Source organism: Streptomyces venezuelae (assembly GCF_008642275.1).
In the GTDB taxonomy this organism is placed as follows: Bacteria; Actinomycetota; Actinomycetes; order Streptomycetales; family Streptomycetaceae; genus Streptomyces; species Streptomyces venezuelae_E.
Genome location: NZ_CP029189.1, coordinates 3,160,958 through 3,180,611 on the forward strand (window position 1 = coordinate 3,160,958; position 19,654 = coordinate 3,180,611).

Consider the following 19,654-nt stretch of genomic DNA (forward strand, 5'->3'; position numbering starts at 1 on the left):
GGCCTCAGCGCCAGTGTGCCGAGGGGGCGCGCAGCGCGAGCGCGGCGGCGTAGCCCTCGGGGGCCGGCAGGTCGGTGAGGGACCAGTGCGGGCGGATGGCATCGGCGGCCGGTCCCGTACCCAGGTAGTTCCGGTGGCCCTCGTGTCCCAGTCCCGCGCCGGTGCCCTTGAGATGGGCCTCCTTGCGCGCCCACAGACGGGCGAACGCCGCTGGGCGCCCGGCCTCGGGGAGCGCGGCCAGTTCGGCGCTCTCGTCGGGGTGGAAGAACTCCCCGCTCTGCGCCACCACCCGCGGCGCGGGCAGGGCCTCCACGTCCACCCCGACCGAGGTGGACGCGCAGGCCACGAAGACCGCGTCGCGGCTGTGCGACAGGGAGAAGTGGGCGCGGCCGCCCACGAGCACCGGCCGCCCGCCAGGCCCGCCGCACTCGGGGCAGGCGTCGCGGCCCATCACCAGATCACGCGGCTCGGTGTCGAGCAGGGCGCCCAGCAGCAGCCGCAGCGCCACGTGCGCGACCAGATAGGACCCCCGGTCCTGGGGGCGCACGAACCGGTCGGCGCGCTGCCGCTCGGCCGCGTCGAGCACGTCGGGGGCGAGGCGCTCCGCGTACGGGGCCTGCGCCGCCGCGTCCACGAACCGCACCAGCGCCTCGCCGAGGACAGGCATCGCCTGCACCCCGACCGGCCGGTCGAGCTGCAGTACGACGGAACCGAGGCCGGCGGGAGTGGTCATCCGGAAATCCTATCCAACGCCTGTTGCGGCCCACGGCGGTTCGAGGCGTGGGCGCCGAGCTGGTTCGGACGCGCACCCGACGCCGCCGGGCCAGGACGTGGGCGCCCGTGCCCAGGCGCCCGATCCGCAGGCCGCGCCGCCTGCCGATCACCCACCGCTCATCCTTGGGTTCGGTGAAGAACAATCTCCCGCACATCCGCCAACCATCGACGCAGCCGCACACCCTTAGGCGGGAGAACGCCAAGCCCCAGCGTCGCCGCCGACTCTTCGAGCATCTGATCCGATTCGTTGAGGATCAGGAATTCACGGATCTCGCCCGCCAACTGTCGGAGGTCAGTCTCCGAAGCATCTGAAAGGTAGTCGTCCAGAGCCTCGGTGTGCGAAGAATACTCCAGCGAGAAATCCTGATGGAAGTATGCCGCCAACAGGTGCCGGAGTCCGGGAAAACGCTCTCTCCATTCCCATGAGGTTTGAGGGGGCGACTGGGAGGGAATTTCCGGCTCTGCGAGGAACTGCCGGAGGTGCCCGCCGATGACGGCAAGACAGCTTTCCACGGTCTTCCCGCGGGGAGGGTGAATGTGAGGCAAGAGGTCGACGTCATCCGCGATCTCATCGTTGAACAGGCCGGTCTCGAGGAGATCGTCGATTTCGGCTGCCGCCTCGGCTGCGCGCGCGGGCTCAATCGCTGCTTGCCTGAGATAGGCACTGAGCGCAACTCCGCGACGGTCCTCCGTATCATCGAAGGCGTAGCCAGTCACTGTATAAGAGCGCAGGAGATCGCGCAGCTCACGGAAACGATCGTTCGACGGTGTCACCTGTTCGCGCCTTACTCTCGAGCTATGGAATGGGATATGAAGTGAGGATTCGGTAGCCGTTCGCAGCGGACGGGTCGCGCTTAAGAACCACTTGCACTCCGTTCACCCATTGCGCAGCGGTTCCGCGTTTAAAGTTCTCCCGAGTCAAACTCAGGCCGGTTGCCTCATCGAATTCCTCAGTAAAGTCCATCTTCTGCCCTTTGGGGCTAGCGAGCCATTCGCTGATTTTTTTCTGGTTTTTCAGCATCGCCTCATCAGTGAATCTCTGAGCCGAAGCCTCATCTATGTATCTGGATGCCGCAGGCATTTTGGGGTTGGCCCGCAGACGCGCACGCAGGTCGCGTGTCGTCATCGTCACGTGCCGCTCGATGGTATGCGAGCCGTTGATTCCTTCGTCCCCCGCGATATCCGCACGGTACTTGGGATTGACGGGTCCCTTGCGCTTGCTGCGAGGCCAGGCGTTCGGCTCTCCGTCGCGGAGGAGCATGCCAAGATCGCCCGCCTCGACGGCAAGTCCGCTGGGAAGCGCGAACTCCGGGGTGTAGCCCGGCAGACGGACACCTCCCAGGAGACTGGTCCATCCACCACCCTCCCGCGCGAGCTGGAACGCCTTCCCCGCTCCGCCGAAGGCTCCGCCGGCTAGGCCTCCGTAGACTCCGGCATCCTGTGCCTCGTCGAGGTTGAAGCCGGTCTGCAGCCCCGCGGCTATCTTGAGCGGTTGTGCGACGGCGAGGTCGACGGTGACGGATTCGATGCCTGCAATGGCAGCGGTCGCGAAGACGGTGCCGGCGATGGTGGCGACCTCGGTGGTGAGGGCCACGCCCACGGTCGCGGCGAGCTCGACGATGGTGGCGGTGGCCGCCGCTGCGGCGACCTCGGTGGCGCCGAGGGTGAAGAACGCCAGGGCTGTACCGGCGACGATGACGGCGCCCGCGATTTCCAGTTCGCGGTCGAGTTTCTTCTTTGCATCAGCCACGGCATCGGCGTACTGGTCGATCCCGGCCGCCAAGGAACGGGGCCCGTCGACGAGGTCCTGGAGCCACCCCTTCTTGTCGCGGTAGTAGCGGGCCCAGAAGGGGTCGGCGAACGCCGAGATGGCCTCACCGGTGTTGTTGTGAATCAGTGTCTGAGCGGCTTTGTTGGCGGCTGCCGCGACGTCTTCCATGTCGTCGGCGAACGTCCGCCAGGCGTTCGCGATGGCGCGAAGCTTGCCGACGTCAGCGGCGGGCCACTCGATTCCGGTGACGTCGGTGACGATCTCCCGGACCTTGTCGCCAGTACTCACCGCTGCTGCCCCGGGCCGTCTGATCCCCCGTGAGGTGCAGGGGCGACCTTGCGGAACATGGCCCCGACCAGGGCATCGTTTTCTATGTGGCCGTCAGCCATGTCGGTCATCGCCGTGTGGATGCTCGCCAGGCCCTCCTTGAGGATGTCGGCAGACTCCTCGATCCGAGCAACGATCGGCCCATACTTGGCGTGGAACTCCTTGCCCGGACCGTCGTCTCCCCAGGCAGCCCCCGCTTTCGCCAGCGACGCACGAAGCGTGCCCAGGGCGGTGCCGAGAGCCTCGCTCTGATCGTGGAACACCGGCGCTGTCGCCTTCAGATCCGCCGTCTTGATGTCAAGGATCTTTCCCTCGTCGCCCACCGCGTCCCCTCCCGTTGCGCTGGCAGCCATACGACCCTAGCTGCGGCCGGTCGTTCGCAACTGCGGACAGCTCAAAGAACAAGCAAAGATCACGTTGTTCTGGCGGCTCATATCCAAACTCGACACGGACTTACCCTCCTCGGAACGGTCGGCTCATCACCGCAACTCAGAGGCTCATCGACGACACCGCCCATGCCTGAGATGGCCCGGTCGGCCCCTCTCAGGCATCCGCCTTTCAGGGCACCAGGGGCAGTGGCCGTCGAGGCTCCGATCCGGGCCGCTGGCCGCCTGGCTCCTGGAGGATCCCCCACAGCACGCCCAGCCTCCGCGCCCGCCACCGCAGACCCTCAGAATCCCCAGGTCACGACCGCGTACTCGTCTCAGCCTGGTTCCTGCCGCAATCCATGCGACCACTCCCAGCACGATCCGCTAGGCTGTCAGCGGTCAGTCGGCTACCAGGCGTGTGCCCGGGGAAGTGTCCGCGAGGACGCTGCCCGATTCGCACTCGCAGCAAGCTGACCAGGACGTTTGTCCGGCCGAGTCGGGTGGCCCCAGCGGGGTTTCCGGCATGGTTCGCGGCAAGCCCCCGCCTTCGTAGCTCAGGGGATAGAGCACGGCTCTCCTAAAGCCGGTGTCGCAGGTTCGAATCCTGCCGAGGGCACGGACGGGCGAGGCCCCGCGGTCGACTTCGATCGCGGGGCCTCTTCGCGTTTGTGGTTAACATGGCGCCTGTGTCGCGTGACGCCGCCTACTGAGATGTGGGCCGGGCGGTGGTTGGGCAGGCACCTGTTGTTGAAGGACCGGGCCCATGGGCATGTACGCCACCGGCTACGGGTGATCTCCCTCGGTTGTTTCGCTGCCGTCGCACGCACACACACCGTGAGGAAACCAACACTCCGTGTCATCTTTCAATCAGACCGTCATCGAAGAGTTCAGGGCGAACGCCGGCCAGGTCGGCGGGCCCTTCGAAGGTTCCGAGCTGATCCTGCTCACCACCACCGGCGCCAGGTCCGGGAAGCCGCACACCGTCCCGCTCGGGTTCGCCCGCGCGGACGGCGCGCGGCAGGAACTGTTCGTCGTCGCGTCCGCCGCCGGGGCCGACCGGCATCCCGCCTGGTACCACAATCTGCTCGCGCGGCCCCTCGTGGAGGTCGAGACCGGGACGGAGACGTACGAGGCCGTCGCCGTCCCCGCCCAAGGGGCGCGGCGGGACGAGCTGTTCGCGTGGATCGTCCGCGCGGAGCCCGGGTACGGGGAGTACCAGGCGGGCACCCGGCGGGTGATCCCCGTCGTGGCGCTCCAGCGCACGCACGAGGTCCCGTCCCAGGAGGGCGGGATCGCCGGGAAGCTGCTCGACGTGCACGGCTGGCTGCGGGCGCAGCTGGCTCTCGTACGGGAACTCGCGCGCGAGGAGCCACAGGCGCCGCAGGGCGCCGCGGCGGCGTCGCTCGGGCTGCAACTGCGCCAGCACTGCCTCGCGTTCTGCCATTCGCTGGAGTTCCACCACCGGAGCGAGGACGCCGGCCTCTTCCCGTACCTGGAGCAACAGCATCCGCACATGCGGGAGTTCTTCCGCCGGATCGGCGCCGAGCACCGTGTCATCGCCCGGCTCCAGGAGGAGCTGGTGCGGGCCCTGGACGCGCCCGGCGCCGGGTTCAGCGAGCGGGTGGAACGGATGAGCCGGGAGCTGGAAGCCCATCTCGACGGCGAGGAGGCACAGTTGCTGCCGGTGCTGCGGGCCCTGGAAGCGTGACGCGGGCCTCGGCGCCGCCCTCCTCCCGGTTGCGGAAGGCAAGGGTGGCGCCGAGGGCCCTGGCCTGGCCGGCCGCGATGGTCAGACCCAGCCCGTGGCCCTTGTTCGTGCCCTCCGTACGGAACCGCTGCGGGCCGGTGGTCAGCAGGTACCCGGGATAGCCGGGACCCGAGTCCGTCACGGTCAGGCTCCGGCCCTCGACCGCGAGGGTGACCGGGGCGGCACCGTGGCGGTGCGCGTTGGCCAGGAGGTTGTCCAGGATCCGCTCCAGGCGCCGCCGGTCCGTCTCCACCCGCAGGGGTCCGCGGGAGCCGCGCACCTCCAGGGCCGTGTCGGTGCCGGAGGCGCGGATCGCGCGCGCCGCCAGGTCGGCCAGGTCGTGCGAGTCCAGCTCCAGGCGCTCGCTGCGCGTCTCCAGCCGCGAGATCTCCAGGAGGTCCTCGGTCAGCGAGCGCATGGCCCGCACCCGGTCCCGTACGAGCTCGGCGGGGCGGCCCGGCGGCAGGAGCTCGGCGGCCGCGTTCAGGCCGGTGAGCGGGGTGCGGAGCTCATGTGCGACGTCCGCCGTGAACCGCTGCTCCGCTTCGAGCTTGCCCTGCAGCGACGAGGCCATGGTGTCCAGGGCCCGGGAGACCGCCGCCACCTCGTCCTTGCCGCGCGTGCTGTCGTCGACGCGCGCGTCGAGGTCGCCGGCGCTGATCCGGCGGGCCACCTGTGCGGTCAGGTGCAGCCGCCGGGTGATCCGGGTGACGACGAACGCGCCGATGAGGAGGGTGCCCGCGATGGCGAGTGCCGAGGAGCCGAGGATGGCCCGGTCCAGTTCGGCGATGGTCCGCTCGCTCGCGCGGAAGTCCACGGAGACGGCGATCGCGGTGCCGTGGGCGGCGGGTCCGGCCGCCCACATCACGGGCCGGCCCCGGTACGTGCCGACGGCCGTGCCGCGCGTGCCGCCGACCGCCAGGGCGCGCAGCTCCGGGGGCAGGCCGGACGGGTCGATGCCTTCGCCGCGCGGTGGGCGTGCGCCGGTCTCGTAGGCCTCGGTGGTCCGGTCCAGGCGGGTCAGCGCCTTCTCGCGGGCCGTGCCGACGGTCTGGCGGGTCATGGCGCCGTGCACGAGGCAGCCCAGCAGTGCCGCGAGTCCGCAGCACATGAGGGTGATGAAGACCGTGGCCTTCCAGGTGAGGGTCGAGGTCCAGGCCGGCAGCCGCGCGTGCGGCCGCAGCCGCTCGTCGCGCTGCGTGTCGTTCATGGTCACGTCACGGTAATGCGCGGGCCCCGGCGGGTGAGCGGCGGGATCCGGCCGGATCGCACCGACTCCGGCCGGATCTCGACTGATACCGACCGATCCTGACGGGTCTCGATGGCTCTTGATGGCTATCGACGGATCTCGATGGATCCCTGGATGGCCTTGTCGGCCTCCGCCGGTCCCGGCCCGCCTCCGCTCGGTTCCCGCCCGAGCCCGCCCGAGACCGCACGAAGCCCTTCCGGCCCGGGGCCGGAAGGGCTGTGCCATCACGGTCAGCTCAGGCCACTGCTGCGTTCGCCGATACGGTCACCCTGCGGAGTGCCGGCCCGCTTCAGCGCGGCCTTCGTGTGCGATCCGCCCTTGACCTTGCTCCGTACCGGACCGCTGAAGCCGTGTCCCGGGGCGCGCGGCGGCTGTGCCGACTCCTGCGCCTTCGCGATGGCCGCCCGGACATCCCGCTTCTGCTCTTTGTTCATCCCGTCGTCAACTCCTTCGGGAAGCACCCAATCGGACTACTCGGATCGTATGCACATATACGGACCAACGCACCCGGACCGGTGGGTAAAGAATTCCGATCAAGAACCTGGGTCAGGGACGCGGCTGAGCCGGACGCTTCGGCTGGTCCAGCGTCTGGCGCACCAGGTCCTCCGGGCAGGGCGTCCCCCGCGGCAGCTGGTACTTCGCCGCCACCCGGTACTCCCCCGGCGCCGGCGCCAGCAGCTCCGTCCACACGTCCGCGCTCTCGTCCGGAGCGGCCTTGAACAGGCACCCCGCCGTGTTCGCGTACTGCTTCCGCGGCGCGCCGCCCTCCCCGCTCCCGCCCCGCGCCTTCGAGGCGGGGGTCTCCTGCGGCGGCGGTACGGGCTTGCCCGCCGCGTCCACCAGCCCCAGCCACGGCGAGTGCGGGATCCGCACCAGCACCCGTCCGGGCTCCTTCACGTCGACGACCAGCTGGTCGGCGCTCGCCCGCACCACGGTCGCCGGTCCGGCCACCAGGTCGGTGGGCTCGTGGACCTTGAAGAGCTGCCAGTTCGCGTCGCCCCACACCTGCTGGAGGTACGGGAGCCCCGCGCGCACCAGCTTCGCCTCGTCCTCCCCGCCCGAGTCGGGTTTGTCGGCGGGCAGCACCACGTAGTGCACGGCCCAGCGCTCCAGCCAGGCCCGGTAGCTGTCGTCGGTGAGGGTGTCGTCGTAGAAGAGCGGGTTGCGCTCCAGGTCGGCCTGCCGGTTCCAGCCGCGCGCGAGGTTCACGTACGAGGGGAAGGCGGAGGACTCGCGGTGGCTGCTGGCCGGGACCACCTCGACCCGGCCCCGGTCGGCACCCGCCTTCTGCAGCTGGTCGACGAGCGGGGCCAGCTCCCGGCTCCAGGCGGCCAGCGGGGTGGTGCGGACGATGTCGGTGACGCTGTTGGTGGTGATCCAGGCGTTGATCCCGAGGCAGGCCAGCAGTACGGCGTACCAGCGCCGCGAGCGCCGAAGCTCGTACGGGAGGGCCGCGAGCAGCACGGCCCCGCCGAACAGCATCACCAGGCGGGTGACGTTCGAGCCGATCTGCGAGTCGATCACCCAGGTCAGGAAGACACCGAGGGTGTAGACGGCCGAGGCGATCCGGACGGTCTTCCACCGCCTCGGTACGAGGAACACGATCAGCAGCCCGAACGCGAACGGCAGCCCGGCCGAGCCGATCTTCATCGGCTGGGTCCCGGAGAACGGGAACAGCCACGCCGACAGCCCCACCACGGCCACCGGGGCCAGCCCCAGCGCGTACGCGCCCGGGCGCCGCCCGCTGAGGAACAGCGCGGCCGCGATCACCCCGAGGAAGAGCCCGGCGACGGGGCTGGCGGCGGTCGCGAGGCCGGCCAGCGGGGCCGCCACGGCGGCCTTGGCCCAGCGCCGCTCGGCCCACTTGCGGGGCCAGCAGAAGACTGCGGCGACGGCGCCGAGCGCGAACATCACGCCGAGACCGAAGGTGACGCGTCCGGAGAGGGCGTTGCAGAGCAGGCCGTAGACCCCGGCCAGGGCGGGCCACAGGGGCTCGCGCACGGCTCCGCGGCAGCGGGTCAGGATCAGCGCGAGCAGCCCCGCCGAGACGGTGCCGGCGATCATCATCGTGGTCCGGACGCCGAGCATGTGCATGAGGTACGGCGAGACCACGCTGTACGAGACGGGGTGCATGCCGCCGTACCAGGCGAGGTTGTACGCCGAGTCGGGATGGCGGCCGACGAACTCGGCCCAGGCGTCCTGCGCGGCCAGGTCGCCGCCGCTGTTGGCGAAGCTGAAGAACCAGACGACGTGCAGCAGCGCGGCCAGGGCGGTGGCGACGGCCACCGGGTGGCGCCGGGCACCGTCGAGAACCGCACCGAGCGGGCCGCGGGGCGGCCGTATGCCACCGGGAGCGGAGGGAGCCGTCGCGGCCGGCCCGGCGAGCACGGCGGTCGCGGCCGGCCCGGCGGTCCTGGAGACTCCGGCTGCGGAGGCGGACCCGGCGGGCGCAGAGGCACCGGCGGCGGGCACAGAGGCCCCGGAGGCGGACCCGGCGGCCCCCGCTGCGGGCGCGGAGGTCCCGGAAGCACCGCCGCCGTCGGCCGACGGGATGGCCTCCTGCCGTCGGCCCTGCTGCTCAGCGGTGGTCACTGCCGCACTCCCCAACCCATGAGTCCACGAACTTCCCGGCAGCCAAGACGCGGCCCGGCGCCCCGGGGTTGCCCGGGGCGCCGGATCCACGCTCTCACCGGATGTCAGCCGACGCGCGTCAGCTTGCTGCCGATGCCCGGCGCTGCGAGGTCGGTCTTGAGCGCCACCGGCACCTTGACCTGGCTGGCGCCCTCGCCGACGGTCAGCAGGCCGACCTCGGTACCGGCCGTCGCGGTCTGCGGCAGCTTGCCGCCGCCGTCCGCGAGCTTGATGTCGACGGTCAGCGAGGCCCAGCCGACCGCCTGTACGTCGGCGGTGGCCACGACCGGCGTGCGGCCGCCGAGCCCGTCGTCGACGTAGCCCACGACATCACCCTTCTTCACGACGGTCGCGCCGTCGAGGGACTTCTGGGTGCCGATCATGAGCTGCTTGCTGGCGGCGATGACGGAGTCGATGATCGGCGGCTTGTGCTGGCCGAGGACCGCCCCGACGATCAGCTGGTTGGTGTTGCCGACCTTCTTCTGCGCGGCGAAGAGGAGGTTTCCGCCGGCCTTGGTCGTCGTACCGGTCTTGATGCCGAGCGAGTCGTTGTAGGGGACCAGCCGGTTCCAGTTGTCCCACTTCTTGCCGGACGGGTCGATCCAGCTGGGCTTCTTCGTGATGTCGAGCAGCGTCTCGATCTCGACGAGCTTCAGCCCCAGCTTCACCTGGTCCTCGGCGGTGCTCACCGTCGTCGCGTCCAGACCCGAGGGGTCCGTGTACGTGGTGTTCTTCATGCCCAGTTCCTTGGCGGTGTCGTTCATCTTCTTGACGAACGCCTCCTGGGAACCGGAGTCCCAGCGTGCGAGCAGCCGGGCGATGTTGTTGGCCGACGGGATCATGAGGGCGGCGATCGCGTCGTACTCCGAGATCTTGTCGCCCTCCTTGACCGTGTCGAGGGTGGACTCGTTGTCGGTCGAGTTGTTCTTCTTGCCCTCGGTCTCGGCCGTCTTGTCGACGTCGATCATCTCGCCCTGCTCACCCTTCTTGACGGGGTGGTCGCGCAGGATGATGTACGCCGTCATCGACTTGGTGACGCTCGCGATCGGCACGGGCTTCTGCTCGCCGGACTGGCCGAGCGTGCCGAGACCGGCGGCCGCCATGTACGCCTGTCCCTCGGTGGGCCACGGCAGCTGGGGCTTTGCGCCCTCGAAGGTGTACGAGGACTTCCCGGTCATGACGAGCTTCGGCTCGGGCAGCGGGCGCACCAGCTGTACGACGGCCAGGATGACGATCAGGAGCGCGACCAGCGGCGCGTAGATCTTGAACCGCCGGATGGCGGTGCGCATCGGGCTCGGCGGCGGGGGCGGGTTGTTCGTGAGGTCCGCCAGCATGTCGAGCGGCGGCTTGGGCGGCAGCGGCTGCTGCGTGGTCCGCTCGGAGTGGTCGAGCCGCGCGGCGGCGGGCGGAACCGGAACCCTCGGCCGCTGCCCGGCGGCGGGCGTCGGCTCGATCCCCTCCGGGCGCAGCGGCACGAAGGTGCTGCCCTTGGGCTGCGCGGCGTCGGGCTTGGCCCCGGCGGGCTTGGGGTCGGCCGGCTTGGGGTCGGCGGGCTTGGGGTCGGCCGGCTTGGGGTCGGCGGGCTTGGGGTCGGCCGGCTTGGGGTCGGCGGGGGCGGGCCGGGCCCCGGCGGGCTTGGCCAGGTTCAGCGGCTTGGCGGGGCCGGGCTCGGCGGGAGCCGGCTTCGGGCCCTCCGCCTTGGCCGCGTCCGCCTTCGGGACACGGAAGACGGCGGTGCGCTCGCTGTCCGCGGGCTCCTCCGCCTTCGGCTTCTCCGCCGCCGGCTTCGCCCCGGCGGCGGGAGCGGAAGCGGAAGCGGGCTTCACGGCGCGGAACACCGCGGTGCGCTCGCTGTCCGCGGGCTCCTCGGCCTTCGGCTTCTCGGCCGCCGGCTTCGGCCGCTCGGCTGCGGGAGCCGAAACGGAATCCGACTTGAAGGCGCGGAAGACGGCGGTGCGGTCGCTGTCCGCGGGCTCGCTGTCCGCGGGCTCTTCGGCCTTCGGCTTCTCGGCCGCGGGCTTCGCCTCGGCGGGCTTGAAGGCTCGGAAGACGGCGGTGCGCTCGCTGTCCGCGGGCTCTTCGGCCTTCGGCTTCTCGACCGCGGGCTTCTTCCCCGCCACGGGAGCGGGAGCAGCAGGGGCAGCAGGGGCTGCGGAGTCGCCGGAACCGGAATCGGAATCGGCACCGGAGACGGGCTCGGGGTCGGAAGCAGAAGCGGAGTCGGAAGCGGAAGCGGAGCCCGGTGCCTTGGTGCGGGCATCCTGCGTGCCGGACCCGACGGCGTCCGGCGTGGCCGGGCTCGCCTCGTCGTCCGTCGAAGCGGAAGCCGCGGAACCGGCTGCCGCGGACACGTCGTCGGCGTCGCCCGCCTCGTCAGCGTCATCGGCGGAGGCGACCCAGGCCGCCACCGCGTCCCGCAGCGGGTCCCGCCCGCCGGAGCCGGAGCCGGACCCGGACCCGGACTCGACCTCGGCCTCGGCCTCCGCTTCGGCCTCCGCTTCGGCCTCCGCCTCGACCGGGACCTCGACGTCGACGTCCACACCGGCACCGGCACCGGCAGTCGCCGCCGGACCGCCACCGGACCCGCCGCTCTCGGGATCCCGCGGCCGGAACACCGAGAGCCTCGGGTCACGTTCCGCGGACGACTCCGCCGCCCCCGGCGCTCCTTCATCTACCGACTTGTCGGGGGACTCGCCCGCCACCGTTCCTCCTCCATCGCCGCCACGTCCGGCTGTCCGAATGTCTAACAGTGTCCCGTCTCGGGAGCATCGCCCCCGTGCTAGACGAGAACGACATAGCTGCGGGTTCCCCCACAAAGCGGCCACGCGCTCTCGACAGATGAATGTGAGAGGCGTCACCCTGTCACTCATCCACGCGGGGAGGCATGGATGGGCAGGAGCCGCAGAACAATTCCGGAGGAGCTTCTGCTGCTCGCCTTGGACCCGGCCACGGGTACCACGGCGCAGCCGCAGTCGCTCGACCTCGGCCTGGCCGGGGCACAGCTAGTGGAGCTGGCTCTGGCAGGACGGATAGCCCCTGATGGGGATCGTATCGCCGTGGTGATGCCACGGCCGACAGGAGATCCGACTCTGGACTCCGCACTGGAACTGCTGCGCAGGCGCGGCAGCCCGGTACGGGCCGTCCACTGGATCGGCGGACCCCGGCTGGGGCTCCGCCAGATTTACCTCGCTCATCTGGAGCGCTGCGGCATGGTTCACGCCGTCGCGGGACAGATGTGCGGGGTGCTTCCGACGACTCGCTACCAGGCGACGGACACGGAGATCAGCCGGGAGATCCGAGCCCGGCTCGACAGTGCGATCCGCACCGGCGTACCGCCGGACCCGCGGACCGCGGCGCTCGCCGCACTGGCCCACGCGGTCGGACTCGGCAAGCACCTGTACCCCGGCAACGAGGGGCGGTCGTCCAGGTCCCGACTGAGGGACCTGATCAGGCACGACCCGATGGGCGGACTCGTGGCGCACGCCGTGATGGACGTCCAGAACGGTGTGGCCGCGCAGCCACGCCGTGACCGCGCACCCGCACCGCCGGCCCGGGCCACGGCGAGCAGCGTTCCGCTGCAGCCGCGCCGGACGGGCGCGATGGCCCGCGCGGCCGCGCACTGATCGACCCCGTTCCACCTGCTTGATCGCACCACATCGCACCACCATCGCAACGCCACCGCCCAGACCGACGTCCGCGAGGACCCGGTCGGTTCGGGAGCCGCCAGCGCGCGGGGTGGCGGGGCCGGTTCGCCGACCCCGCCACCCCGCGCGTCTGTGTTTTCCGGGCCGTTCCCCAGCGGCACCGCCCGCTTCGGTGGCAGTCTGCTCAACACCAGATACGCAGAGAGACAGCTGCAAACGACAGAAGAAGGCGGAGGTGCCGTTCACGTGGCGTCCAATGTCAATCCCACCGTCCGACGCCGCCGACTGGGCATGGAGTTGCGCAAACTCCGCGAAGACAAGGGCATGACGGCCGAACAGGTCGCCGAACGCCTCCTCGTCTCCCAGTCGAAGATCAGCCGCCTGGAGAACGGCCGCCGTTCCATCAGCCAGCGCGATGTCCGTGACCTGTGCGACGTCTACGAGGTCGAGGACCGCCGTCTCATCGACTCGCTGATGCAGATGGCCAAGGACTCCCGCCAGCAGGGCTGGTGGCACGCCTTCGGCGACATCCCGTACAGCGTCTACATCGGCCTGGAGACGGACGCCGCCAGCCTGCGCACGTACGAGCCCCTGGTGGTCCCAGGGCTGCTCCAGACGACCGAGTACGCACAGGCCCTGGTCCGCGGCGCGTGGCCGGAGACCGCCCCGGCCGACGTCGACAAGCGCGTCCAGGTCCGGATGCACCGCCAGAAGCGGCTTTCCGAGACGGAGAACAACAACCCGGACCTCGGCCCGCTGCGCCTGTGGGCGGTGATCGACGAGGCCGCACTGCGCCGGCGCGTGGGCGACGCCCAGCTGATGGTCCGGCAGCTCGAATACTTGATAGAGCAGTCGGAGCAGCCGCACATCACGGTGCAGGTGATGCCCTTCGAGCTGGGCGCACACCCCGGCGTCAACGGCCAGTACGCGATCCTGGAGTTCCCGGACGCCTCCGACTCGACCGTCGTCTACATCGAGGGCGTGACGAGCGACCTGTACCTGGAGAAGGCCAACGACGTCCAGAAGTACAGCGTGATGTACGAGCACCTGCGCGCTCAGGCGCTCAACGTCGACCAGACCCGGGAGTTCGTCCGACAGATCATCAATCGATATGCGGACAAGGGCGCATAGGGGCGGGATACGACCGGTATCACCCCTGCGCGTGGCGAGCGGGTCGGCACGGTACACCGTCACTACCCAGCCACATAAGGCTTGAATGGAATATGCCACTCGGTCGGGTGAACGATCCCTTCACCTGCCAGGAGCTGCCGGTAGCGTCGATCAGGTCAGCCGGAAGATTGGCCGACAGGACACCGGAACCACCGGAACTACTCGCTCACCGGAGAGAAACATGGCTATTCGCCAGGGCGCCACGGCCAACTGGATCAAGTCCTCCTACTCCGCCAACGGCGCCTGCGTCGAGGTCAAGTCCCCCGTCACGGAGGCCATCGCCGTCCGCGACTCGAAGGTGCAGGACGGACCGTCCCTCACCTTCGCCCCCGACTCCTGGACCTCGTTCGTCACCGACGTCACCGAAGGCCGGCTGGGACGCCTCGTCTGAACATCGCGGCGCGCCCCAACCGCCTCCGCCGTTCCTCTCGTCCGGTCCCCGCATCCGTCACCATCAGCAGGACCAGCGGGCCCGGCTTCCGCAACACCCGCACCACATGTGTCACCTGCACCACATGCATCACCCGCACCACCTGCGTCACTGACTGGAGCCCTCTCGACCGACCCGCCGTCTTGGCCGAGGGGGCTCGGCCATGCCCGGCGGGCCGACGGCCCGTTCAGCGCAGCTGATCGACGTAGCGGTCGGTCCCCGGCACCGTCGGGACGAACGGCGCCACCAGCTCCACCCGCCCCAGCCCGGCCTCCGCGACCTCCGCGTCCAGCCCCTGGAAGCGGTCCCAGCAGGTACGGGGGTCCTGCTGGAGGAACCACAGCAGCGTGAGGCGGGTGTCGACCCCCTCCACCTGCTTGACGTACGTCATCCGGTCACCCGGCAGCGGAGTGGGACGGAAGACCGTCACCATCGCGGCCGGACCGCCGTGCAGCCGCTTCGGCAGCGCGCGCGAGCGCAGCCACTCCAGCAACTCGGCGCGCTGCTCCGGCCCGTCGGCGTCGACGACCTGGACGACCAGGCCCTCGTACGGGTGGTCCAGGGCGTGGAAGTCCCGCGGGCCCGCGGCGCCGTCGCGATAGACGGTGGCCACGTGGTCCTGGAAGGACGTGAAGACGTGGGTGCGGTCCTGGTAGACCCGGCCGTCGCGGTTCAGGCGCTTGTTGATGCCGACGGTCCACTTCATGTGCTCGTCGTAGCGGCCCCGGGTCACCCAGTACGTCGAGATGTAGCAGCCCGCGGTGACCGGCTGGGCGACGGCCGACTTCTCGGGGTAGCGCAGCTCCTGCAGCTCGCGGGTGGCCACCCAGCGGCGGCCCGCGTACATCCAGGGCATGGCCATGGCCCCGGCGTAGTAGTGGTCGTCCTCGTACCAGCGGTTGTACGCGTACTCGTGGCCCGGGTGCGGTTCCACCATGGTGATCAGCGCGTGGCCGGGGCGGACGCCGTAGGGGCCGACGGCCGCGAGCGCGGCGTAGTCCTCGACGCGGGTGTCCTGCTGCGGGTGCTGTTCTCCTGTCGTCATGGGACCGGTCTATCTGATGCGGCATCAGATGGGGAGGGGTCGGGCGGGAGTCGGGCGGAGGCCGGGCGGGAGTCGGGCGGGGGTCGGGCAGGAGTCGGGCGGGGGTCGGGCGGGGGTCGGGCGGGAGCGCCGGAACCGGTCCGGCACCCGATACATAGATGCCGCCTACAACTTTCCGTCGCTACGATGCGCGCACCCGCCTCCCGAAGGAGCTGCCCGTGTCCGCCCCCGTGCCTGCCCCCGCGACCCCCGCCGCCCCCTCCGGCGGCGCGCCGCCGCCCGCGTTCGCCGCCCGCGCCGCCTCCGTGGAGGGATCCCCCGTACGCGAGATCCTCGCGCTCACCGAACGCCCCGGGATCATCTCGCTCGCCGGCGGCCTCCCCGCGCCCGAACTCTTCGACACCGAAGGTCTGCGGGCCGCGTACGACTCCGCCTTCGCGGTGTCCGCCCGGCGCGCGCTCCAGTACTCGACCACCGAGGGCGCACCGGAACTCCGCGAGGCCGTCGCCGCACGGGCGACCGCGCGCGGGCTGCCGACGGCTCCGGACGACGTCCTCGTCACCTCGGGCTCGCAGCAGGCCCTGACCCTCATCACCGCCACCCTGGTCGAACCGGGTGACGTCGTACTGGTCGAGAACCCCACCTACCTCGCGGCCCTCCAGTGCTTCGGCCTGGCGGGGGCGCGGGTGGTCGCCGTTCCCTGCGACGCGGAGGGCATCCTCCCGGACGCGCTGGCGGACGTGGTGGCGCGCGAGCGGCCGAAGCTGCTCTACACCGTCCCCACCTTCCAGAACCCGACGGGACGCACCCTCCCGGGCGCCCGCAGGGCGGCGGTCGCGGAGACCGCGGCCCGGCTCGGGCTGTGGCTGGTGGAGGACGACCCGTACGGGGAACTCCGCTACGAGGGCTCCGACGTCCCGTGGCTGGCCGCGCACCCGGGCGCGGAGGACCGTACGGCCCTGCTCGGCAGCTTCTCGAAGGTCATGGCCCCCGGGCTGCGGCTGGGCTGGCTCCGGGCCCCGGCGGCACTGCGGCGGGCCGCGGTGGTCGCGAAGCAGGCGGCCGACCTCCACACCTCCACGGTGGACCAGCTGGCCGCGGCGCACTACCTCGCGGCCGTCGACCTCGACGCGCACATAGCCACGGTCCGGACGGCCTACCGCGAGCGCCGCGACGCCCTGCAGAGTGCCCTGAGCCGGACCCTGGAGGCGGACTGCGACTGGAACCTGCCCGCGGGCGGCATGTTCGTCTGGGCCCGCCTGCCGGAGGACCACGACGCGGCGGACCTCCTCAGGACGGCCGTCGCCCACGGCGTCGCCTTCGTCCCGGGCGCTCCCTTCTACGCCGCCGCCCCGGACCCGCGCACCCTGCGCCTCTCCTTCACGACGCACACGCCGTCCGAGATCACCGAAGGCGTCGGCCGGCTCGGCGCGGCACTGGAGGAGTACGGGCGCAAGCAGCTCCGGTGACGTGAGCGACGCCGCTGACGTCAGTGCTGGAGGGCGACCTTGAGCAGCACGATGAGGACCCCGAGGAAGAGGTTGATCGCGCCGGCCAGCATCATCATCCGGCGCGACGCCCCGGCGCGGGCGGCGGCCACGGTGGCCCAGCCGACCTGGCCGACGAGGGCGACGATGAGCGCCAGCCACACGATGCCCTGGTGCCCCAGGCCGAAGAACGGGGCGATGAGCGCGGCGACGGCCGGTGGGACCGCCGCCTTGATGATCGGGCGCTCCTCCCGGGCCGTACTGCGCACCACGCCCCAGCTCAGGTGGTGCACCATGCGCTCCCCGAAGAGGCGGGCGAAGACGTGCGCGGCCCAGAACACCACCCCCGTGCCCAGCAGCAGCGCGACGAGTTCCAGCCGCGGGTACTCGCCGAGCGTCCCGGCTCCGACCACCACGGAGGCGGCGAGCAGGGAGCCGTAGACGGCGCCGGTGTAGTCGCCGCGCCCGGCCACCCGCCGCGGGGCGCCCTCCGGGCCCTCCGGGGCCGGCTCCGGGCCGCCTTCCGGGGGCGCCGTCACGCGGCCCCGGCCTGCCTGGTGGGCCACTTGAGCTCGATCTCCATCTCGATCTCCCCGTCGCCGACCTCGACCTCGATCTCGGTGCGGAGTTCGTCGGGGACGCGCAGGCTCATCTTCCCGGGGCCGAGTTCCAGTTCGGCGTTGCCGCCGTGGCGCAGTGCCTCGGCGAGCGCGGCGAGCTGATCGGCGGCTTCGAGACGGGAAAGGGAACTCTTCTGCTCGAACTTGAGGTCCTTCACGGATGTCTCCATTCCGCTACGAGCACCGGGTCAGGCCCATTGTGACGCCGTACCGGAGGTCGGGCATCCCGGGCTTCAGCCGGCCGGGCCCGCCGCGGGACGGCTGAAGGCGAGGGCGAGGACCTCGCCCCACTGCATGGGCGGGGCGGACGGCGGGGCCCCCGGGCGGAGCCGGGGAACCAGTACGCGCAGGGCCCCCGGGCGGATGGTGCAGGTCACGGGCGTGGGCATGGTGAGCGCCTCGCCGTCCACGGCGACGGCGATGCGTTCCGCCGCCGATCGGACGACGACCTGGCGGGAGGTGAGCAGGTGCAGGCCCGCCGCCTTCGCCCCGCGCAGTGCCACGTCGGCCGCCTGGGCGGCGTTGTTCACCCGGATCCCGACGACCCCGAGCTCGCCGAGGTCGAGCCGCGACCGGCGGGCCCCCATCGGTTCGGGGGACGAGTACGGATTGTTGCTGACCAGCAGCGCCTGCTGGGCCTCCAGCCGCGTCTCGTCGGTCACCGCGTCGAGGGTGGTGCCGGCGTATCCGAGGAGGAGGTCGGGCAGGGCGGCGAGCGCCGAGTCCGCCTTGGCGTCCCGGTACTCCGGTCGCTGCACGATCTCCGCGTAGACGCCGAAGGAGGCCGTGTTGACGAAGGTCTGGCCGCCCACGACCCCCAGGTCGATCCTGAGTTCCTCGCCGTCGGTCAGCGCGTCCAGGCACCGGGCCGGGTCCTCGCGGTCCAGTCCGAGGTCCATGGCGAAGTGGTTGCGGGTGCCCGCGGAGATCACGAGGAACGGCAGGTCGTACTCGGCGGCCACCTCGGCCACCCGGGCCTGGGTCCCGTCGCCGCCGGCCACCCCGAGCAGGTCCGCGCCCTCGGCCACCGCCTGCCGGGCGAGGGCGGCGACGTCCGTCACGACCTCCGGGTCCAGGAGCACCACCCGGGCGCCGAGTGCCTCCCCCTTCTCGACGAGGCCGAAGCGGCCGACCTTCCCGCCGCCGGACTTCGGGTTCATGATCAGAACCGGGCTCCGCGGGGCGTCGGCCCGTGTGGCGGCCCGCATGCCGTCGGGCCGCCGGGCGGCCCGCAGCGCGGTCCGCGCGCAGGCGACGGCGGCCGCCCAGAGCGCGATGGCGAGCAGCGCCGTGGGCCACAGGTCCGCCCGGGCGTAGATGAGCAGGATGGCCACGGGCGCACCCACCACGAGCAGCGTGCCGACCAGCCGTACGGCCCCGCGGTGGGACACCACCCACCAGGTCCCCATGGCCGTGAGCGCGGCCCCGGCCACCCCGACGACGAGGACGAGCAGCCCCCCGATGACCCCCTCGGCCACCAGGGTCAGCGCCGCGAGCACCGCACAGGCCACCGCCAGCAGGGCCCACAGCCGAGCCCGCCGGGGCGGGCCGGAAGTATGCGGGAGTGCCATGCCCTCACGTCCTCGCCTCGTGCCGGGTCATCTCCGATCATCTCCCGAACCGGATCGACCGTCGACGCGAACCCGCCCCCACCACCACGGGCAGCACCCGCACAGAACACCCGGTCGACGGGTGGGTCCACCAGAATCTGGACACCCCGCCCTGCGGGATCTCGGTAGGCTTCGACCGGTCACAGCGAGGGTTCCGCTCCGCCTGGGGGCCGGCACGGTTCCGGTCGGCGACGGCCTTCCCGGCTGGGCGGTCGCGATCGGCAGCCGAGAGTGTGGGTGCGGCCACCTGGTCCGCCCTGGGGGAGTTCCGAATGTCGCTGGTGGATCACCAGGAGGTCGATGTCGTCGTCACGGCCGTCGCCCCGTACGGGTCGCAGGTCGATGCCGACGGTGTCACGGGGTTCGTCGACCAGGCCAAGCATCCGTCCTGGTGGTCGTCGGACGTACCCCCTCCGCGGGTCGGCGACCGTCTCCACGCCGTCGTGCTGGACGACTCACGGACCCCGCCCCGGCTGAGCGCGCTCACGACGGACGTCGACATCGCCCGCGTACTGCGCGCCCGCGCGTCGTGAACGTGGAGTCGGACTCCTCGCCGACTCGCTCGTCGTCGTGGGCGAGGACCTGACCGTGGGGCTCGTCCTGGAGATCCTGCGGGCCTCCCCGTCGGGTCACGCCGTGGCCCGGGCCGTGGTCGCGGTGCACCGGGCCGAGGGGCCGGCCGGGGAGGTGCCGGCCGGTCATCCGTGACGCGGCGGCACCGCACACGTACGGGCCCTGCTCGCCGGGCGCGGCTGACCGGCACGGCGCCCGGCGGGGCCGG

General features: G+C 71.4%; 19 protein-coding genes and 1 tRNA gene. 8 read left to right on the top strand and 12 right to left on the bottom strand.

Going from position 1 to position 19,654, the window contains the following annotated elements:
• Positions 1-4: 4 nt before the first annotated feature.
• The 4 genes from DEJ51_RS13625 to DEJ51_RS13640 form a co-directional block, all read right to left on the bottom strand.
• Positions 5-733 carry a 4'-phosphopantetheinyl transferase family protein gene (locus tag DEJ51_RS13625; protein ID WP_223835793.1) on the bottom strand — a complete coding sequence of 243 codons (729 nt, stop codon included), beginning with the start codon at positions 731-733 and terminating at the stop codon, positions 5-7.
• A gap of 158 nt (positions 734-891) precedes the next feature.
• Positions 892-1,548, bottom strand: a complete 657-nt coding sequence (locus DEJ51_RS13630) for a contact-dependent growth inhibition system immunity protein (RefSeq protein WP_150257830.1) — start codon at positions 1,546-1,548, stop codon at positions 892-894.
• A 22-nt stretch (positions 1,549-1,570) separates the two neighbouring features.
• Positions 1,571-2,833, bottom strand: a complete 1,263-nt coding sequence (locus DEJ51_RS35020; protein ID WP_150257831.1) for an RNase A-like domain-containing protein — start codon at positions 2,831-2,833, stop codon at positions 1,571-1,573.
• Complete coding sequence (locus DEJ51_RS13640) at positions 2,830-3,195, bottom strand: WXG100 family type VII secretion target (protein WP_223835794.1); 366 nt, start codon at positions 3,193-3,195, stop codon at positions 2,830-2,832. Before DEJ51_RS13640 ends, DEJ51_RS35020 begins: the two co-directional genes overlap by 4 nt.
• A 588-nt stretch (positions 3,196-3,783) precedes the next feature.
• On the opposite strand from DEJ51_RS13640, the gene DEJ51_RS13645 reads away from it, so the two are divergent.
• Positions 3,784-3,856: transfer RNA gene (locus DEJ51_RS13645), tRNA-Arg, on the top strand.
• Positions 3,857-4,093: 237 nt separating this feature from the next.
• Entirely contained in the window at positions 4,094-4,948 is an 855-nt protein-coding gene (locus DEJ51_RS13650) for a nitroreductase/quinone reductase family protein (RefSeq protein ID WP_150257833.1), read from the top strand.
• Here the strand turns inward: DEJ51_RS13650 and DEJ51_RS13655 are convergent.
• The 4 genes from DEJ51_RS13655 to DEJ51_RS13670 all read right to left on the bottom strand — a co-directional run bounded on the left by DEJ51_RS13655 (position 4,851) and on the right by DEJ51_RS13670 (position 11,407).
• Positions 4,851-6,197 carry an ATP-binding protein gene (locus DEJ51_RS13655; RefSeq protein ID WP_150257834.1) on the bottom strand — a complete coding sequence of 449 codons (1,347 nt, stop codon included), beginning with the start codon at positions 6,195-6,197 and terminating at the stop codon, positions 4,851-4,853. The genes DEJ51_RS13650 and DEJ51_RS13655 overlap by 98 nt on opposite strands.
• 269 nt (positions 6,198-6,466) lie before the next feature.
• A complete protein-coding gene (locus DEJ51_RS13660) occupies positions 6,467-6,670 on the bottom strand; it encodes a hypothetical protein (RefSeq protein WP_223835795.1) in 204 nt (67 codons plus the stop codon).
• A gap of 112 nt (positions 6,671-6,782) precedes the next feature.
• A complete protein-coding gene (locus tag DEJ51_RS13665) occupies positions 6,783-8,828 on the bottom strand; it encodes an MFS transporter (RefSeq protein WP_411757314.1) in 2,046 nt (681 codons plus the stop codon).
• A 104-nt stretch (positions 8,829-8,932) separates the two neighbouring features.
• The gene (locus tag DEJ51_RS13670; protein ID WP_223835796.1) at positions 8,933-11,407 is read right to left on the bottom strand and encodes a D-alanyl-D-alanine carboxypeptidase family protein; all 2,475 of its coding nucleotides are present in this window, start codon (positions 11,405-11,407) and stop codon (positions 8,933-8,935) included.
• A 348-nt stretch (positions 11,408-11,755) separates the two neighbouring features.
• Between DEJ51_RS13670 and DEJ51_RS13675 the strand changes: the two genes are divergently transcribed.
• The 3 genes from DEJ51_RS13675 (at position 11,756) to DEJ51_RS13685 (ending at position 14,072) form a co-directional block, all read left to right on the top strand.
• Entirely contained in the window at positions 11,756-12,490 is a 735-nt protein-coding gene (locus DEJ51_RS13675) for a GOLPH3/VPS74 family protein (protein ID WP_030390041.1), read from the top strand.
• Positions 12,491-12,757: 267 nt separating this feature from the next.
• Complete coding sequence (locus DEJ51_RS13680; protein ID WP_150257837.1) at positions 12,758-13,642, top strand: helix-turn-helix domain-containing protein; 885 nt, start codon at positions 12,758-12,760, stop codon at positions 13,640-13,642.
• A gap of 220 nt (positions 13,643-13,862) precedes the next feature.
• Complete coding sequence (locus tag DEJ51_RS13685; protein ID WP_150257838.1) at positions 13,863-14,072, top strand: DUF397 domain-containing protein; 210 nt, start codon at positions 13,863-13,865, stop codon at positions 14,070-14,072.
• Between the two features lie 226 nt (positions 14,073-14,298).
• Here the strand turns inward: DEJ51_RS13685 and DEJ51_RS13690 are convergent, their stop codons facing one another.
• Positions 14,299-15,156, bottom strand: coding sequence for a hypothetical protein (locus tag DEJ51_RS13690; RefSeq protein ID WP_150257839.1), 858 nt, complete (start codon positions 15,154-15,156; stop codon positions 14,299-14,301).
• 212 nt (positions 15,157-15,368) lie between these two features.
• On the opposite strand from DEJ51_RS13690, the gene DEJ51_RS13695 reads away from it, so the two are divergent.
• A complete protein-coding gene (locus DEJ51_RS13695) occupies positions 15,369-16,625 on the top strand; it encodes a PLP-dependent aminotransferase family protein (RefSeq protein ID WP_411757392.1) in 1,257 nt (418 codons plus the stop codon).
• 20 nt (positions 16,626-16,645) lie between these two features.
• On the opposite strand, the gene DEJ51_RS13700 is transcribed toward DEJ51_RS13695, so the two are convergent.
• From DEJ51_RS13700 to DEJ51_RS13710, 3 genes are all read right to left on the bottom strand, one after another.
• Positions 16,646-17,116: a hypothetical protein gene (locus DEJ51_RS13700; protein ID WP_150261900.1), complete on the bottom strand. Its 471-nt coding sequence runs from the start codon at positions 17,114-17,116 to the stop codon at positions 16,646-16,648.
• A gap of 62 nt (positions 17,117-17,178) precedes the next feature.
• Complete coding sequence (locus DEJ51_RS13705; RefSeq protein ID WP_109780202.1) at positions 17,179-17,421, bottom strand: amphi-Trp domain-containing protein; 243 nt, start codon at positions 17,419-17,421, stop codon at positions 17,179-17,181.
• Positions 17,422-17,496: 75 nt separating this feature from the next.
• Positions 17,497-18,834 carry a diacylglycerol/lipid kinase family protein gene (locus tag DEJ51_RS13710; RefSeq protein WP_150257841.1) on the bottom strand — a complete coding sequence of 446 codons (1,338 nt, stop codon included), beginning with the start codon at positions 18,832-18,834 and terminating at the stop codon, positions 17,497-17,499.
• Positions 18,835-19,145: 311 nt separating this feature from the next.
• On the opposite strand from DEJ51_RS13710, the gene DEJ51_RS13715 reads away from it, so the two are divergent.
• Positions 19,146-19,406, top strand: coding sequence for a hypothetical protein (locus tag DEJ51_RS13715; RefSeq protein WP_150257842.1), 261 nt, complete (start codon positions 19,146-19,148; stop codon positions 19,404-19,406).
• Between the two features lie 37 nt (positions 19,407-19,443).
• Positions 19,444-19,581 (top strand): hypothetical protein, encoded by a 138-nt coding sequence (locus DEJ51_RS34500; RefSeq protein WP_190620364.1) that lies wholly within the window; start codon positions 19,444-19,446, stop codon positions 19,579-19,581.
• Positions 19,582-19,654 lie beyond the last annotated feature (73 nt).

Excerpts from the sequence above, each read along its gene's own strand:
- DEJ51_RS13660 (WP_223835795.1), bottom strand. The coding sequence starts at position 6,670 with ATGAACAAAGAGCAGAAGCGGGATGTCCGGGCGGCCATCGCGAAGGCG.
- DEJ51_RS13710 (WP_150257841.1), bottom strand. The coding sequence starts at position 18,834 with ATGGCACTCCCGCATACTTCCGGCCCGCCCCGGCGGGCTCGGCTGTGG.
- DEJ51_RS13625 (WP_223835793.1), bottom strand. The coding sequence starts at position 733 with ATGACCACTCCCGCCGGCCTCGGTTCCGTCGTACTGCAGCTCGACCGG.
- DEJ51_RS13715 (WP_150257842.1), top strand. The coding sequence starts at position 19,146 with ATGTCGCTGGTGGATCACCAGGAGGTCGATGTCGTCGTCACGGCCGTC.
- DEJ51_RS13655 (WP_150257834.1), bottom strand. The coding sequence starts at position 6,197 with ATGAACGACACGCAGCGCGACGAGCGGCTGCGGCCGCACGCGCGGCTG.
- DEJ51_RS13690 (WP_150257839.1), bottom strand. The coding sequence starts at position 15,156 with ATGACGACAGGAGAACAGCACCCGCAGCAGGACACCCGCGTCGAGGAC.
- DEJ51_RS13685 (WP_150257838.1), top strand. The coding sequence starts at position 13,863 with ATGGCTATTCGCCAGGGCGCCACGGCCAACTGGATCAAGTCCTCCTAC.
- DEJ51_RS13675 (WP_030390041.1), top strand. The coding sequence starts at position 11,756 with ATGGGCAGGAGCCGCAGAACAATTCCGGAGGAGCTTCTGCTGCTCGCC.